This is a genomic window from Motilimonas sp. E26 (genome assembly GCF_021278025.1).
In the GTDB taxonomy this organism is placed as follows: domain Bacteria; phylum Pseudomonadota; class Gammaproteobacteria; order Enterobacterales; family CBDFNC01; genus Motilimonas.
In genome coordinates this window covers 273,452-289,256 of sequence record NZ_JAIBHJ010000003.1, presented here as the reverse complement: position 1 = coordinate 289,256, position 15,805 = coordinate 273,452, and the positions used below count along the sequence as shown (strand labels likewise).

The window sequence follows — 15,805 nt, the reverse complement described above, 5'->3', positions numbered from 1 at the left end:
GCGACTCCTTTTTGCTCATTTGCAACAAAAAAGGGCTGCCGAGGCAGCCCTAATAAAGGAGTGAGTATTACTGGTTTTTTAGGGCCTGAATACGATCTTCTAATGGTGGATGAGTAGAAAATAGTGAGCTAAAGCCACCATTGATACCAAAAGCAGCGAATTGGCCTTGCATCTCGTGCTGATTGCCACCGCGTAGACGCTCTAGCGCGTTGATCATTTTTTGCTTATCAACAAGAGTTGCTGCGCCAGCATCGGCAGCAAATTCACGTTTACGGCTAAACCAAGCAACAACAACAGAGGCCGCTGCGCCAAATACCGCATAAAGCACCATGCTGATGGCAAAAGAAGCAATAAAACCTAAACCACCTTCACCTTCTTCGTCGCCACCCAACACATTTTGAATAATGTTAGAGACGATAGACACAAAGAAGTGAACAAAGGTATTCATCACACCTTGCACTAAGGTTAAGGTCACCATGTCACCATTAGCAATGTGGCTAATTTCGTGTGCTAGCACCGCTTCAACTTCGTCGCGAGTCATGTTTTGCATTAAACCAGTACTAACAGCAACCAGCGATGAGTTCTTCGTCATACCAGTAGCAAATGCGTTCATGTCAGGGCTTTGGTAAACCGCAACTTCAGGCATGGTGATACCGACTTTTTTAGCTTGCTCTGCCACGCGTTCCATCAGCCAATGCTCATCAGCATTACGCGGCTCAGTGATCACTTCTGCGCCGACAGAGCGCTTGGCAATCATCTTTGACATCGCTAAAGAAATAAACGCGCCGCCAAAACCAAATACCAAAGCAAACGTGAGTATTCCGCCAATACCGCGACTGTTAATACCTGTCACAGCAAAAATAATTTGTAACACAATACCCAGTACTAGCATGACCGCTAAGTTGGTGAGTATTAAAAGCGCAATTCGTTTCATGTCTGTCCTCTGCCTAATGGCTCTATCATTGATGGGATGAAAACAACGACATAATATGTCTAATAGTTAAAATATCAAGTACTCTTTACGTTTTTTTACGCTATTTATTTTACAAAGCAAATACTCAATTAACAAAAAACCAACAAAACAAATATGGCCTCTATCATCCCCCTACAACATTGCCGCCACATCGAGGCATTGCGCAGCTTCTAAGGCATCCGCTTGCGGCATAAAGGGCATATGCCCAAAATAGGGTGCATCAATATGCTGGCGCAAATAATCAATATTTGCAGTTAAGTAAGCCTGCTCTGACGACGGACTGTTGGCGACCCAACCGGCAATTTTTAGCCCGCAAGCGATGATGCTTTCTGCCGTTAATATGGCGTGATTAAGGCAACCTAACTTCATCCCAACCACTAAGATAACAGGCAATTGCTTATCCGCGACCCAGTCGGATAAATATTGACCATCACCAAGGGGTAAACGCCAACCGCCCGCACCTTCCACCAGCACAATATCTGCTCCTTGAGTTTTTAACTGTTGAAAGCCAGCATCAACCCTTGCCATGCTGATGACTTGCCCTGCTTGTTGCGCGGCAATATGCGGGGCAATCGGCGGCGCAAATACAATCGGATTAATAGCTTCATAGGGCAAATCAAATGACCCGTGTTGTTGCAGTAATAACGCGTCTTCGTTAAGTAAGCCGTGATGGCTAAGCTCTGCCCCTGCTGCAATGGGTTTGTAACCAATAACCGTTTTCTTCATGTCTCGCAAGCTTTGCATCAAGGCGCACGTGATAAAGGTTTTTCCAACTTCAGTGTCAGTACCGGTAACAAAAAATGCTTGGCTCATCTAACTAATTCTCCGTAACAAAGATCATGCTAAGTGTAAGAAACGGGTTAAAAATTTGCTTACTTAATTAGTTCAGCATAGCAAACATAATAGGTGGCAGGATATAACCCATCTTGAGTACGAAATACCTCGTAGCCTTGGCTCATTTTTAATAATTTTTGTTTGCCGCCTAAACCCGAGCTTGCCCGCTGAGCTTGCACATAATTAGCACCGATGCCTTTAAGATCTTTAAGTAACCTTAGCGGCGTGTCATAGAGCAACACTTCAGGACGCACTTGTAAGTCGACTTGCGAAAACGGCGCAGCTTGGGTGCTTGCTTCAATCGCATTAAGAGGCAAAAAACCATTAACATGTTGCTGCTCATCCACTGCTCGCCAAGCTTGTTTTAACTCATTTAACGAGCCAGACACTAAAGTAGTAAACCCTAGGCGGCCGCCGGGCTTTAATACTCGGTGTATTTCTTTCATCGCGCGGCTTAAGTCATCGCACCACTGCAAAGCAAGGGTCGAAAATACTAAATCAACCGAGTTACTAGCTATTGGCAGGGCTTCGGCATCACCATTGAGCCAATGGATATTTGGGTTGCGATGCGCTTTGGCATGCTTGAGCATGCCAAAAGCAATATCCACCCCATAAACTTGCGCACTCGATTCGCTGAGCAACTGAGTAAAATAACCCGTGCCTGAGCCGAGATCGAGCCAGATTGGTGCAGCGCCGCACTGCGAGCTTTTTGGTGTTACAACAGGCGCAAGTTGCGCCAATAATTGATGCCCTGTATTGCGCTGTAACTCGGCGACATCATCATAAGAATGCGCCGCTTTTGAAAATGCGTTCGCCAATAACTGCTTATGGTGTTTAGCCATACTGCACCACCAAAATCGAATTTAAGCTCGCTAATAAGTCTGCAATATCTTGCTGTTGATGGCCCGTAGTTAAGGTTATGCGCAACCTCGCGGTGCCTTTAGCAACCGTGGGCGGACGCATCGCACTGCAATAAAAGCCTTGTTGGCGTAGCGCATTGGCTACTTCAAGCGCCCGTTGACTGTCGCCAATAACAACGGGTTGAATCGCGCTATTCGACGCCATTAATGGCAACTGATATTGCCCAGCCAACTGCTTAAAGTATTGAATATTGTCTTGCAGCTGTTGTTGACGCCAAGACTGAGTTTGTACTAAATCAACGGCTTTACTAATTGCCACCGCCTGCGCTGGCGGCATGGCTGTGGTGTAAATATAGGCCTTAGAAAAATTGACTATGTAATCGATCAAAGACTGTGAGCCAGCGATCATCGCGCCGCCAACCCCTAGCGCTTTGCCAAAGGTGGCCATATAAATATCAAGCTCGCTGTTTTTTAACCCTGCCGCCGCCGCAGAGCCCGTGCCATCTGGGCCACAAACGCCAATGCCGTGGGCATCATCCAACATTAACCAAGCTTGACTCTGATTGCGTAATTGCAGCAATTCAGTAATAGGCGCACTATCGCCATCCATACTGAATACGCCTTCCGACACAATGAGTTTGTTTTGCCCCGACTTAGTCAACAGCGAGGTTAAATGTGCCATATCATTGTGGCGAAACCGCATCATAGGGCAAGGCAAAAAGCTACCCGCTTCCATTAACGAGGCATGGTTTAGCTTGTCTTGCAGTAATAAATCATCTTTGCTTAGCAGTAGCTTTAAAATAGCTTGGTTAGCGCTATAACCTGAGTTAAACAAGGCCACCGCCTCAACCCCAAGCCAGCTTTTAAGCTTGGCTTCTAAATCAGCATGGGCTTGGCTATAACCCGTTACCAAGGCGCTCGCGCCACTGCCGCAGCCGTATTGCGCTAAGCCGCTTTGCCACGCATTGATGAGCGTAGGCTCGGCTGCCAATGATAAATAATCGTTACTGGAAAAATTAAGATAGCGTTGCCCGCCAACCTCAAGATAGCGCCCTTGCGCGCCAGCAACGGGCGTTAATTGACGATATAAATGCTCAGCTTGACGCTGAGCCAAGGCGGGCTTGATAAAATCAAACGCCATTAACGTACTCGGGCGGTCGCGTCGTAGAATAAATCCGTGTCTTCGGTGATCGGCCCTAGGGGTAGTTCCGCTTCCGACACGGTTGGATCCACGTGATATTCTTCGCGGTTAATACCTAATTTTTTAAACAGCTGCATATCACTGTTTTCTTCAGGGTTAGGCGTGGTTAATAGCTTACAGCCATAGAAAATAGAGTTCGCGCCCGCCATAAAACACAAGGCTTGGGTTTGCTCGTTCATTTTTTCACGTCCCGCCGATAACCGGACATGGGATTGCGGCATCATAATACGCGCCACTGCGATAGTGCGGATAAATTCAAACTCATCCAAATCGTCGACATTTTCTAGTGGCGTACCTTTTACTTTAACCAACTTGTTAATAGGCACACTTTCTGGGTGTTTCGGCATGTTAGCCAGTTGCGCTAATAATCCCGATCTGTCATTCGCCGACTCGCCTAGGCCAACAATACCGCCACTACACACTTTCATGCCAGAATTACGCACATGATCTAGGGTATCAAGGCGGTCTTGATAGGTGCGCGTGGTGATAATTTTGTCGTAATACTCAGGTGAAGTGTCTAAGTTATGATTGTAATAATCTAGGCCCGCATCCGCTAAGCGCTTAGCTTGGCTTTGATCTAACATACCCAGCGTCATACATGATTCAAGTCCTAATGCTTTAACACCTTTCACCATTTCTTCAATGTATGGTAAATCGCGCTCTTTCGGGTTTTTCCATGCCGCGCCCATACAAAAACGAGTAGAGCCTGCCGCTTTGGCTTTTTTTGCTTCTTCTATTACTTTCTCAACTTCAAGTAAGCGCTCTTTTTCTAGGCCGGTATCATAGCGGGCACTTTGTGGACAATATTTACAATCTTCTGGGCAAGCGCCGGTTTTAATTGATAATAAGGTACTAACTTGTACTTGGTTGGGATCAAAGTGAGCACGGTGAACCGTTTGCGCTTTAAATACGAGATCCATAAATGGCAATGCAAAAAGTGCGTTTACTTCCTGTATTGTCCAATTGTGTCTTACTTCTACTGACATGCTCATGCCCCGCTATCAATGTTATGTTTCTTTAAAATAATTTGGCTAGTGTATGGATGAACGCTAGACTGTCAACTTTTTCAGCACCACCAAGTTAACTAATGGTTACTTTATGAGCATTAATACCGAGTTTGATTTACAACATATTTGGCACCCTTATACATCAAGTATCAACCCACTGCCTTGTTACCCCGTGGTCCGCGCCCATGGCGTACGTTTAGAGTTGGAATCAGGCCAGCAATTAATCGATGGCATGTCATCTTGGTGGGCCTGCATTCATGGCTACAATGTGCCCGAGCTTAATCAAGCGGCGCAAAATCAACTCAACAAAATGGCGCACGTGATGTTTGGTGGCATTACCCACCAGCCCGCCGTTGATCTATGCCAAGCCTTAGTCGAGCTCACCCCACCATCACTGCAAAAAGTATTTATCAGTGACTCAGGCAGTGTTGCCGTTGAAGTGGCGTTAAAAATGGCATTGCAGTATTGGCACAGCCTAGATCAACCGCGCGCAAAGTTTTTAACCGTGCGCAATGGTTACCATGGTGACACCTTTGGCGCGATGGGCGTTACCGACCCCAAAAATTCAATGCACGAGCTGTATCAAGATTTTCTGCCAGAGCATTATTTTGCCCCCGCGCCTCAGACCCGATTTGGCGAGCCCTGGGACGAAGCTGAAATGGACGAGATCAAGGCCCTATTAGCAAAGCATCACCAAGAAATGGCCGCAATTATTATTGAGCCGATAGTGCAAGGCGCGGGCGGCATGCGTATCTATCATCCTCACTATTTAACCACGCTACGCCAATTAGCCGATCAATACGGTTTGTTATTAATTGCCGATGAAATTGCCACTGGCTTTGGCCGCACCGGAAAATTATTTGCTTGTGAGCATGCCAACATCGAGCCAGATATTTTATGTGTCGGCAAGGCCTTAACGGGCGGCTACATGAGTTTAGCCGCCACGCTAACAACCAATAAAGTGGCAGATACCGTGTGCAGCGGCAAAGCTGGCGTGTTTATGCATGGCCCCACTTTTATGGCTAATCCATTGGCCTGCGCCGTCGCACACGCCAGCTTACAATTATTAGTTGAAAATGATTGGCAAGGAAACGTTGAACGGATTGAGCAACAATTGCAACGCGAGCTAATGCCTTTGCTCAACACTCACGCGGTTAAGGATGTCAGAGTACTGGGCGCGATTGGTGTGGTTGAAACCCATCAAGCTTATGATGTGGCAACATTACAGGCGATTTTTGTCGAATTAGACGTATGGATCCGTCCATTTGGCAAACTAATTTACATCATGCCACCATTTGTGATTTCGCCCGCGCAGCTTAGCCAACTCACGAACGCCATTGCCAGCGCCATAGATCAAGTTAGCGGTTAACTTGGTCTACCGTCGTCAGTTTACAAATAAAGAAACAGTAAGCTGACGACACAAATAACCAGTAACAGCAAACTATTAAACCAAACATAATCGGTGCGACGGCGCTTCAGTAATAGGTTAACGATGACATTCAGCACAGTCAGCCCACAACACGCCCACAGAAAATAGAGAAAAAGGGTTTTTAGCTCAATCACCCAATCGCTGCGAAAAGGCAGCTGAAAATACCGGATTAACCCGGTTTCTAATTCGGGCCTAGCGTAATGAAATAGCACCAAGGCAATTAAAAACAGCACCCAAGCTAATAATGCGCTCCATCCCAGCAGCGTCGTTAATTGCAGCCCTTTACTGCGCCGCTCAGGTAACTTATCCGGCATCGCTTCTCCTTAACTAAAGCTAACAATAGCCCAACCAATAAATCCAAATGTAACTCAAATTAGCACGATTTATCGTTATCCCTCCCACACAGTCCTCATCACAAGGCACAAAAACGAATTTTTACTTGTTTCCTGCTTAAGCAAAGGTAAGATTAACCTTTTTCTTATTTTGTGATTAATAGTGACGACACCTTGGCTGCGCTAAGGGCTCACTATCAGGTTAAGCTGGAGTGCTAATTAAAATGACGCAAGCGTCCGTAGTTGAAGTATTTAAAGGTCAGTTTCCGATTGGAAGTCAGGTAACTGTTAAAGGTTGGATCCGCACACGTCGTGATTCAAAAGCCGGAATTTCATTTTTAGCCGTTTACGATGGTTCTTGTTTTGATCCCATCCAAGCCGTTGTTCCTGCCAATTTAGCCAATTACGAAGAAGAAGTGCAACGCCTAACCACCGGCTGTTCGGTTGAGGTAACAGGTGAAGTGGTTGAAAGCCAAGGTAAAGGCCAACAGTTTGAAATTCAAGCGACCAAAGTAGTGGTGGTTGGCTGGGTTGAAGATCCGGACACTTACCCAATGGCAGCAAAACGCCATAGCATTGAATTTTTACGCGAGCACGCACACCTGCGCCCACGTACCAACATGATTGGCGCCGTTGCCCGTGTCCGTAACTGCTTATCACAAGCAATTCATCGCTTTTTCCACGAGCAAGGTTACTACTGGGTAAGCACGCCTATCATCACCGGCAGCGATACCGAAGGCGCTGGCGAAATGTTTCGCGTGTCAACACTCGACATGATGAACCTGCCTAAAGACGACGAAGGTAACATTGACTACAAAGAAGACTTCTTTGGTAAAGAAACCTTTTTAACTGTTTCTGGTCAGCTAAACGGCGAAACTTATGCGTGTGCCTTAAGCAAAATTTACACCTTTGGCCCAACGTTCCGCGCTGAAAACTCAAACACTAGCCGTCACCTAGCTGAGTTTTGGATGATCGAGCCGGAAATTGCATTTGCCGATCTGGCTGATGCCGCGCAACTATCTGAAGACTTACTAAAATACGTGTTTAAAGCGGTGCTAACAGAGCGCGCTGACGACATGAAGTTCTTTGCTGAGCGCGTTGATAAAGATGCGGTTAATCGTTTAGAGCAAATGGTTAACTCTGAATTTGTACGCATGGACTACACCGATGCCATCGAAATTTTGAAAAACTGCGGTAAGAAATTTGATTACCCAGTGGAATGGGGCGTGGACTTACAATCTGAACACGAACGCTACTTAGCCGAAGAGCATGTTGGCGGCCCAGTGATCATGCAAAACTACCCGAAAGACATTAAAGCCTTCTACATGAAGCTAAATGCAGACGGTAAAACCGTTGCCGCCATGGACGTCCTAGCGCCAGGCATAGGTGAAATCATTGGCGGTAGTCAACGTGAAGAAAACCTTGCTGTATTGGATGCGCGTATGGAAGAAATGGGCTTAGACAAAGAAGATTACGGTTTCTACCGTGACCTACGTCGTTACGGCACTGTGCCTCACGCAGGCTTTGGTTTAGGCTTTGAGCGTTTAGTGGCTTACGTAACTGGTATGGGTAACGTACGTGACGTGATCCCCTTCCCGCGCGCACCTAAAACAGCTGAATTCTAAAACTAAACAAGTTATTTAACTGACTAAAGCCGGCTTAGCCGGCTTTTTTTGTTGGGGTAGAAACAGCTGATAACGATGCCAACTTGGGTCGCTTGGCACAACAGGGTTTAACATATTGACTTTATTATAAATAGAACCTTATCTAAGAAATTTCGGCCCAATTTAAAAAAACCTGAATTAACTCCTCCAAATTACTCACTCCACCAGCCCCTTTGAAAACGCCATCGGGAACAATGCAGTAAATCCAATCAGACTCACTCCTATCAATTGCAGTTTCATCAAAACGCTTACTCGATAGTTTTGTTTCAGCAATATCTACTTCAATGGACCATCCTGGATTATCAAGGGTATATATTTTAACACCAAAGCTGTGTTCCCAATCTTCATCGCAATTAGATGCATACCAAGCCATCAGTTTTTCTCATGTATTCAATCTGTTAACCCTATCGATTGTTTTTAAAACCTATTCAGGACAAGCAGGCTCTGTGCGAAAAAGAGCTAAAGCACATAGTTTAGCCTCATCGCACAAGTTAGCAGACGCTAAAGCACTCTATTAATTAGCGATAATAAAGTGCATGTCCCGTCTTTCTCCTCGTTTCTCTATTTAACTACCCTGTCCTTGGTAGCTGATGTAGTCTTCAAACTCAGATTTTCCTATTCGCCCAATTTTTTCCTCTAACTCGGCCCACTCTCTACCCACACACTTACCACAATATTCCTCAATCTTTGAAATAATTAAATCAACATCATAATCAAAGACAATAATCATATGACGCCCAAAGACTAGCCCCTCACTGCTATAGTTGGATATGAGCCATTTAGGGGTACAAATTTGCATATCGAAGGATTGAAAACTATCGTCCTCTTCAGGCCCTATCATTGCCTGCAATAGAAAGCCAAAATCATCAGCTTCATCAGGCCAAAACTTATCAAAATCAACATCCGGTGAATGTATACTTTTCAAAATAGCTTTCATTACATTAATCCACTATATACAGGTGAGCGTTACTTTCCCAAGCTTAGTCTTCTCACGTTGTTCAAAATTTAATTGTACTCCAGTTGTAGCTGGATAAGGCACCACCAGAAAAGTAGTTAATAAAGGAAAATGCTCCAGATAAAAAAGAAACAATCAAAAAAAATACAACATTTTAATTTACGTCCTTAGTAAGCAATGACAGCGGGCAATTAACAGCAACATGCCCTGATTGCTCTTCTTTACTGCCATCAGGGTTCAGTTTAAGCATTTTAAATGAATTAACCTCACCCCCTGATGTATTCAAATTTAAACGGAAACCTGATGGTAAATACACATAAAAAAATCTACTGTCTCCAGGCTTCCTCCTTATCGAACTAACTCCCCTATAGTTCAATAGACAGGCGTAAAAATCACCAAGCTTTCCATCCTCTAACTCGCCCTTCCAGTCCTCACTTAGACTTAATTTATATGGCGTTTCTACGTTAAACCGTTCGAGTTCAACCAAGAAGTCATCAGCAGTCCAGAATGAATAAAAAACCTTAACAAATATAAATATAATCACCACCAATGCAATATTAAACTTTACTTTTTCTGACACTCCCCCCCCTTATAAAACAATTGTTTATCATAAAAATTAAAGTGATTTTAAGCTACCAGTTCCAGATTTGGTATACACGGATGAAGTAGCAAGACCTTTTAAGCCAGAAATAAAGCAATAAAGTGCCTGTCCTGTATTTCCCTAACACACTCTATTTATTGGTAATAAAAAAGTGCCTGTCCTGTTTTTTTCTTGGCACAAGCTAGCTGACGCTAACGCACTCTATTTATTAGCAATAAAAGTGCCGGTCCTGTATTTCTTTTATTTTTCACTAATTTTTAACTTCAAACTCAAATAAAAAAATACGACAGCTAAAAGGTTAACAACAACTGTCGTACTTGTTTCACCTGATGTTAAGTTAGGGGAGATGCTAAAGAAGAATGGGTGGCTTGAAAAAAATATGTAACTGTAATCAAAACCCAAAATATAGACCATTTGCACTAGCCAAAAAACGGCCATCCCCCAACGACCAATTTTTTTATTAAATAAAACCGCGACCGCGCCAAATACACCTAAGAAAGATGAAAATAGCGACAAGAATTCAGGAGTGCTGTATGAAAGATCCCCAGCAAAGTAATTTACAAAGGAAAACACTCCAGATAAAAAAGAAACCATCAAAACAAAATACAACATTTTAATTTACATCCTTAGTGAGCAATGACAGAGGGCAATTAACAGTAACACCTCCCGATTGTTCTTCTTTACTCCCATCAGAGTTAAATTTGTACAAGAAAAATAGGTTAACCTCTCCCCCATACGTATACAGAGTCAAACGAAAGCCTGACGGTAAATACATATAATAAATTCTACTCTCCCCAGAGTTCCTCCTTTTAGCGCTAGGCCCTCTATAGTTCAATAGACACGCGTAAAAATCACCAAGCTTTCCATCCTCTAACTCGCCCTTCCAGTCCTCACTTAAACTTAATTTATATGGCGTTTCTACGTTAAACCGTTCGAGTTCAACCAAGAAGTCAGCAGCAGTCCAGAATGAATAAAAAACCTTAAAAAATATAAAAATAATCACTACCAACGCAATGTTAAACTTTACTTTTTCTGACAATTTAACAATCCTTCTAAATTAATTATTTATCATAAAAATTAAAGTGATTTTAAGCTACCAGTTCCAGATTTGGTATACACGGATGAAGTAGCAAGACCTTTTAAGCCAGAAACAAAGGGGTCAGGCCTTGCCTGCTGCTCCTACTGGCCCCCTCACCACAGGCTAACACTTAGCTTGCAGCATCTATTTTCGCCATATAGGGCAGGCAGCTGACGCTAAGGCACTCTATTTATTAGCAATAAAAAGTACCTGTCCTGTATTTTTCCCCCTTATTGCTCACAGCCACCGGTGTTGTTGTACGACACCACCACTTCGCGCCCTGAAGCTTGCGCTGCTAATAACAAGGCATACATTCTGCTGCGCGCTTCGGCTTGTATGGCGTTGCTGATGGCAAAGGTGAATTTATTGCTACAAGCTGTCACATCCGCGCCAGCATGGGACAGCTCGACCAATACGGTATTGGTGTGGGCATAGGTGATAATATGCTTCACCGTTCCTTTTGTATCTATCCATGCGGCATGGGCGCTGGCGCACAGCAACCAAGCCATAAGGCCCACAAGCCAAGGCCCAAGGCCTTTCATTTCTTTGGTTTTCAATGGTTTTACTCCTGTAAACTCTCTACTTACTTGCTATTTTCAGACTGCTTCACGCCCGTAGGCCCCCTGTCATGGGGCGATAGGTTTTATCGCAGCATGACTGCTGCTCCTACTTGCCTTTCACCTTCTTGAATAACAGGCTAAGGTGGCCGGGCGTAACGCATACTTTTGCCATGTAGTGCAAGGAGCAGGTGCTAAGACACTCTATTTATTGGTAATAAAAAGTGCCTGTCCTGTTTTTTTTAACAGGCTAAAGTGGCCGGACCTAGTACATACATTCGCCATCTAGTGCAAGGAGCTGGTGCTAAGGCACTCTATTTATTGGTAATCAAAAGTGCCTGTCCTGTCTTTTCGTCCTGTCTTTTCCGCATGTGCATTGGCGCGCACCAGCCCAGCCATTAGGCCGATAAGCCAAGGCGCTAGGGCTGTTATTCTTTTAGGGGGCATGAGTGTTATTCCTTTAACCTTACTTTTTTGTTATTGAGCACCAGTGCCAATAGCTGTGGGTGCCACAGGCTTGGGCGATGGGGTTATCGCAGCATCACTGCTGCTCCTACTGGCCCCCTCACCACTGGCTAACGCTTAGCTTGAAGCATCTTTTTTCGTCATATAGGGCAGACAGCTGAGGCTAAGGCACTCTATTTATTAGTAATAAAAAGTGCCTGTCCTGTATTTTTCTGTATTTTTATTCGGTGTTTTTAGAATTTCCAGTTGTACCAATTAGCTAGTATTGGATCATATAGTGAATATTCTTCACAACGGAGCTCTTCCCAACCATCTTCAGTTATTTCTAAATAATAATCATACTGTGAATCCGCAACATATACGGGTGATGAAACATCAAATATCATTTGCCATTTAGTGACAAACTCACTCAGGCTCACTTCATCAACTGAAGACGTTTTTATCCTTATAAACCCCCTAGTTTTTAGTTCAATAATTACATCTAATAATCTTTTACAACAGTCACTTTCTGACTTAAACAAATTATTAAACCCTTGAATTGTGCACTGTATACTATTTGGGCCATTATCTGTGTATTCCAATATGTGAAATGCGGCTGTTGTGAGCATTATTTTATTCATTATTCTCTCCATTTTTCCATTCTGAGACTTTTGTATGATCACGTACACTTCCACCATCAGGCTGGTGTTCATTTGCGCTACCTGGATTATTATGGACTTCATTACCATCATCGTCGTATGCAGTATGGTTCCACATCGTCTCTCGTGTTTCTTTATTATAAAACTCAGATTCAGTATTATATTTTTTCTTGCCTGTTCTTCCATTTACTGAAGTCCAACTCTTTGAGCGTACCATTTCCCAGTTCTCTGGATGATTAATAAAGTCGCGGACTTTTTCACCTTTACTCCTCTCAGAGGTACTCAATACAACATTCAGCCCCACTTCAACGCCACCACCATCATTGACAAGAGCGCTTGGCATTTCCACGACTTCAGCATCGTGTGCTGTATCGTTCGGGCCTTGTTGATCTGCTATCGGTGTTTCTGTGGCAGTAATACCCAGTGCATCTGAGATGGGTGTTGTGAACTTAGATTCCTGCTGTTCACCATCAAGGGGCGCACCGGGCAAACTAATAATGCCAAGGCTATCAGCGATAGCTATAAATGCAGCAGTCAGAGGATTTGCTCCCGAAAGCATCACCGCCAAATGCGTGTCACTTTTCTGATAAGCATTAATAGCTGCTTGAAGCTCTCCCGTCATATGAGCATTGCGTTTTGCCTGCCCTGAAGGGTCGCCGTTCTGGTACGCAAACATGCCCTGAAATAGCGATTGACCTACTACCACCGAATACCCACTCGGATCCACATTCACCAGCGGGTTGCCATACACATATTGATACGGGTTATAGCTTTGGCTGTACATGGGGTGGTCAACCACGGGATCGGCTTGCAAGAAGCGCCTTAATCCGGCGGCGTAGATGCGCCCGCCCATGTTGATGATGTCGAGATCTTTCACATGCTCGTGGCCGGTATAACCGTATTGGGTTGGGCGCAGGGTTTGTAAGCCTAAGGGGTTTAGGCTGACGTCTAGCTGCTCACCAAAGGGGCGGTAGTAGTAGCGATTCACTTCTTGGCCACTGCCATTTAAGGTCATTAATACCGAGCCTTGATGGTCTTTAATGGTGTAGAAGCTGTCTTTGGTGTTGTTCGAGCGCTGGGTGAGCACCATATCACCGATAAAGTACTTCTCTTCTACCAGATCACCTGCTCCGCCAAGTGCCTGTCCCATTTTTCTATGGGATTATCGCAGCATCACTGCTGCTCCTACTGGCCCCCTCACCACAGGCTAACACTTAGCTTGCAGCATCTATTTTCGCCATATAGGGCAGGCAGCTGACGCTAAGGCACTCTATTTATTAGCAATAAAAAGTGCCTGTCCTGTATTTCTGTTTTTTTCCTATCAAGTCTTTTTCCCATATATCCTGTATTTTTATTTAATTAACTTTGGGGAAAATATTTAACTCTGAAAAATCATGAATACCTTCATGATCATAGGGTACTCGCACTTTAAAGGAAGTATGGCCTGACAGGTTATACACAGAGAAACCAGCATATTTACGATAATCACTATAGCCATCATCATAAATATCAAGCATACCAGGACCTCGCTTTCCATTATCGCCAGGTAGGATCACTTTTTCTGGTGGTTTAGGAGGTGAAAAAACATATCTTTCCTCATCGATATACAAAGAATTAAAGTCATCAACTGATATTGAAACATTACAATATGTAGGTTCCCCCTTAACAACATCCACTACAAATTGATACCATAAGTCATCATTCTTATTGCCAATTTCTTCAAATGCATAACTCTCTACTTTCTTAGAATTGAAAACAATCAAGTAATCTTTTTCTAATTCAAATTCTTTAACTATACCAAAGCCGCTACTGTAACGAATAACGCCTACACTTGAATCCCAGAACACCGGATTTTTATGATTACTATATGTATTATCTTTTCCTTTATAAAAGGTTATGTCGCGGGAATTTAGAGGGAACTCAAAAGAACCATGCCAATCGCCGCCTCTTATTTTTTCAAGTGTTCTAAATTTGTATTCAATTATGTCATTTCCTTTCTTTCGACCAACAACTTTAACTAAAGAAACAACATCAGCATTCAATATATATTTTGCCTTCGTCTCTACTTCATCAGGGCAAGAGCTTGCCAGTACAAAAAAAGGTATAAAGTACAATAGCAAAATAATTTTAGTCATTAGCATAGTTTCTCATTCCATAAGGAGTAGACGCTCTTGCTTGATACCCCCGCCGATGGGGTTCGCCGTAGTATTTTGACATAAACGCATTTGTGAAATCCACAGCCCTTTGTTCAAAGTTCGGTCGACTATCTAATGGTGAGCCTTCATCAACAACATGCGAAAACTCATGCACGATAACTCTCTGAACACTAAATTTAGATTTTTCTGATAAAGTAATAAGTTCCCCTTCTTTCTTAAAGTACTGTTCGTCTGTATAGGTTTCAGAGTTTTCATAAAAATTTTCAAATTGTTTTTCCATATCTGCCTTAAATGTCTCAGAAAAATAATTCATTGATAAATAAATTCGAGAAACTTTATTATCTACACCCTCATAAGTTGCCCCCATATCAGCTTCAATAATCTGTACTTTTAGTTGCTTATTATACATTTCATTAATAATTTTCTGAAACTCTGTATACTGACAAAGGTCATCTACAGCTGTTGTAAAATCTTTTCTGAACTTTGGTGAGCCCTCCTCAATATGTATTTGCTCTCTCCACTGCTCCTGACATTGCTCTTCAAGGTTAACCCCCAATGTATTATCAACGCCTCTATAGCCTGACACACTCTGAGTATGGTCACTATCCATTCCTTGGCCCGCATCACCATTTATATTTGTAATACTACCAGGGCGTCCACCAATCTGCGTGTTATACCCACTCGGATCCACGTTCACCATTGGATTACCATACACATATTGATACGGGTTATAGCTTTGGCTGTACATGGGGTGGCCAACCACGGGATCGGCTTGCAAGAAGCGCCTTAATCCGGCGGCGTAGATGCGCCCGCCCATGTTGATGATGTCGAGATCTTTCACATGCTCGTGGCCGGTATAACCGTATTGGGTTGGGCGCAGGGTTTGTAAGCCTAAGGGGTTTAGGCTGACGTCTAGCTGCTCACCAAAGGGGCGGTAGTAGTAGCGATTCACTTCTTGGCCACTGCCATTTAAGGTCATTAATACCGAGCCTTGATGGTCTTTAATGGTGTAGAAGCTGTCTTTGGTGTTGTTCGAGCGCTGGGTGAGCACCATA

19 protein-coding genes are annotated in these 15,805 nt (G+C 43.7%); 2 read left to right on the top strand and 17 right to left on the bottom strand.

All coding sequences use genetic code 11. The annotated features are described in order from the left end of the window. Positions 1-67: 67 nt before the first annotated feature. From htpX to bioB, 5 genes are all read right to left on the bottom strand, one after another. Positions 68-934: a protease HtpX gene (htpX, locus tag K1M91_RS04265; protein WP_232800308.1), complete on the bottom strand. Its 867-nt coding sequence runs from the start codon at positions 932-934 to the stop codon at positions 68-70. 171 nt (positions 935-1,105) lie between these two features. Next, entirely contained in the window at positions 1,106-1,786 is a 681-nt protein-coding gene (bioD, locus tag K1M91_RS04260) for a dethiobiotin synthase (RefSeq protein ID WP_232800307.1), read from the bottom strand. Between the two features lie 59 nt (positions 1,787-1,845). Then, entirely contained in the window at positions 1,846-2,649 is an 804-nt protein-coding gene (bioC, locus tag K1M91_RS04255) for a malonyl-ACP O-methyltransferase BioC (protein ID WP_232800306.1), read from the bottom strand. Further along, on the bottom strand, positions 2,642-3,808 hold the full coding sequence (bioF, locus tag K1M91_RS04250) for an 8-amino-7-oxononanoate synthase (RefSeq protein WP_232800305.1): 1,167 nt from the start codon (positions 3,806-3,808) through the stop codon (positions 2,642-2,644). Before bioF ends, bioC begins: the two co-directional genes overlap by 8 nt. After that, positions 3,808-4,860 (bottom strand): biotin synthase BioB, encoded by a 1,053-nt coding sequence (gene bioB, locus K1M91_RS04245; protein WP_232800304.1) that lies wholly within the window; start codon positions 4,858-4,860, stop codon positions 3,808-3,810. Before bioB ends, bioF begins: the two co-directional genes overlap by 1 nt. Before the next feature lie 106 nt (positions 4,861-4,966). Between bioB and bioA the strand changes: the two genes are divergently transcribed. Beyond that, positions 4,967-6,244: an adenosylmethionine--8-amino-7-oxononanoate transaminase gene (gene bioA, locus K1M91_RS04240; protein ID WP_232800303.1), complete on the top strand. Its 1,278-nt coding sequence runs from the start codon at positions 4,967-4,969 to the stop codon at positions 6,242-6,244. A gap of 20 nt (positions 6,245-6,264) precedes the next feature. Here bioA and K1M91_RS04235 read toward each other — a convergent pair whose 3' ends face one another. After that, on the bottom strand, positions 6,265-6,618 hold the full coding sequence (locus K1M91_RS04235) for a hypothetical protein (protein ID WP_232800302.1): 354 nt from the start codon (positions 6,616-6,618) through the stop codon (positions 6,265-6,267). Between the two features lie 242 nt (positions 6,619-6,860). On the opposite strand from K1M91_RS04235, the gene asnS reads away from it, so the two are divergent. Continuing rightward, complete coding sequence (asnS, locus tag K1M91_RS04230) at positions 6,861-8,261, top strand: asparagine--tRNA ligase (protein ID WP_232800301.1); 1,401 nt, start codon at positions 6,861-6,863, stop codon at positions 8,259-8,261. Between the two features lie 142 nt (positions 8,262-8,403). On the opposite strand, the gene K1M91_RS04225 is transcribed toward asnS, so the two are convergent. The 11 genes from K1M91_RS04225 to K1M91_RS04180 all read right to left on the bottom strand — a co-directional run bounded on the left by K1M91_RS04225 (position 8,404) and on the right by K1M91_RS04180 (position 15,729). Then, positions 8,404-8,673: an immunity 53 family protein gene (locus K1M91_RS04225; protein WP_232800300.1), complete on the bottom strand. Its 270-nt coding sequence runs from the start codon at positions 8,671-8,673 to the stop codon at positions 8,404-8,406. 192 nt (positions 8,674-8,865) lie between these two features. After that, on the bottom strand, positions 8,866-9,237 hold the full coding sequence (locus K1M91_RS04220) for an immunity 8 family protein (RefSeq protein WP_232800299.1): 372 nt from the start codon (positions 9,235-9,237) through the stop codon (positions 8,866-8,868). 172 nt (positions 9,238-9,409) lie between these two features. Next, positions 9,410-9,835 (bottom strand): hypothetical protein, encoded by a 426-nt coding sequence (locus K1M91_RS04215; protein ID WP_232800298.1) that lies wholly within the window; start codon positions 9,833-9,835, stop codon positions 9,410-9,412. Positions 9,836-10,096: 261 nt separating this feature from the next. Continuing rightward, entirely contained in the window at positions 10,097-10,468 is a 372-nt protein-coding gene (locus K1M91_RS04210) for a hypothetical protein (RefSeq protein ID WP_232800297.1), read from the bottom strand. A gap of 1 nt (position 10,469) precedes the next feature. Then, complete coding sequence (locus K1M91_RS04205; RefSeq protein WP_232800296.1) at positions 10,470-10,895, bottom strand: hypothetical protein; 426 nt, start codon at positions 10,893-10,895, stop codon at positions 10,470-10,472. Positions 10,896-11,164: 269 nt separating this feature from the next. Continuing rightward, positions 11,165-11,491, bottom strand: a complete 327-nt coding sequence (locus tag K1M91_RS04200) for a hypothetical protein (RefSeq protein WP_232800295.1) — start codon at positions 11,489-11,491, stop codon at positions 11,165-11,167. A 318-nt stretch (positions 11,492-11,809) separates the two neighbouring features. Beyond that, positions 11,810-11,938 carry a hypothetical protein gene (locus K1M91_RS21350; protein ID WP_282561087.1) on the bottom strand — a complete coding sequence of 43 codons (129 nt, stop codon included), beginning with the start codon at positions 11,936-11,938 and terminating at the stop codon, positions 11,810-11,812. Positions 11,939-12,189: 251 nt separating this feature from the next. Further along, entirely contained in the window at positions 12,190-12,576 is a 387-nt protein-coding gene (locus K1M91_RS04195) for a hypothetical protein (RefSeq protein ID WP_232800294.1), read from the bottom strand. Next, positions 12,569-13,744: an RHS repeat-associated core domain-containing protein gene (locus K1M91_RS04190; protein WP_232800293.1), complete on the bottom strand. Its 1,176-nt coding sequence runs from the start codon at positions 13,742-13,744 to the stop codon at positions 12,569-12,571. The genes K1M91_RS04195 and K1M91_RS04190 overlap by 8 nt, the downstream gene beginning before the upstream one ends. 205 nt (positions 13,745-13,949) lie before the next feature. Further along, positions 13,950-14,729, bottom strand: a complete 780-nt coding sequence (locus tag K1M91_RS04185; protein WP_232800292.1) for a hypothetical protein — start codon at positions 14,727-14,729, stop codon at positions 13,950-13,952. Beyond that, entirely contained in the window at positions 14,722-15,729 is a 1,008-nt protein-coding gene (locus K1M91_RS04180) for an RHS repeat-associated core domain-containing protein (protein WP_232800291.1), read from the bottom strand. Before K1M91_RS04180 ends, K1M91_RS04185 begins: the two co-directional genes overlap by 8 nt. Between the last annotated feature and the right edge of the window lie 76 nt (positions 15,730-15,805).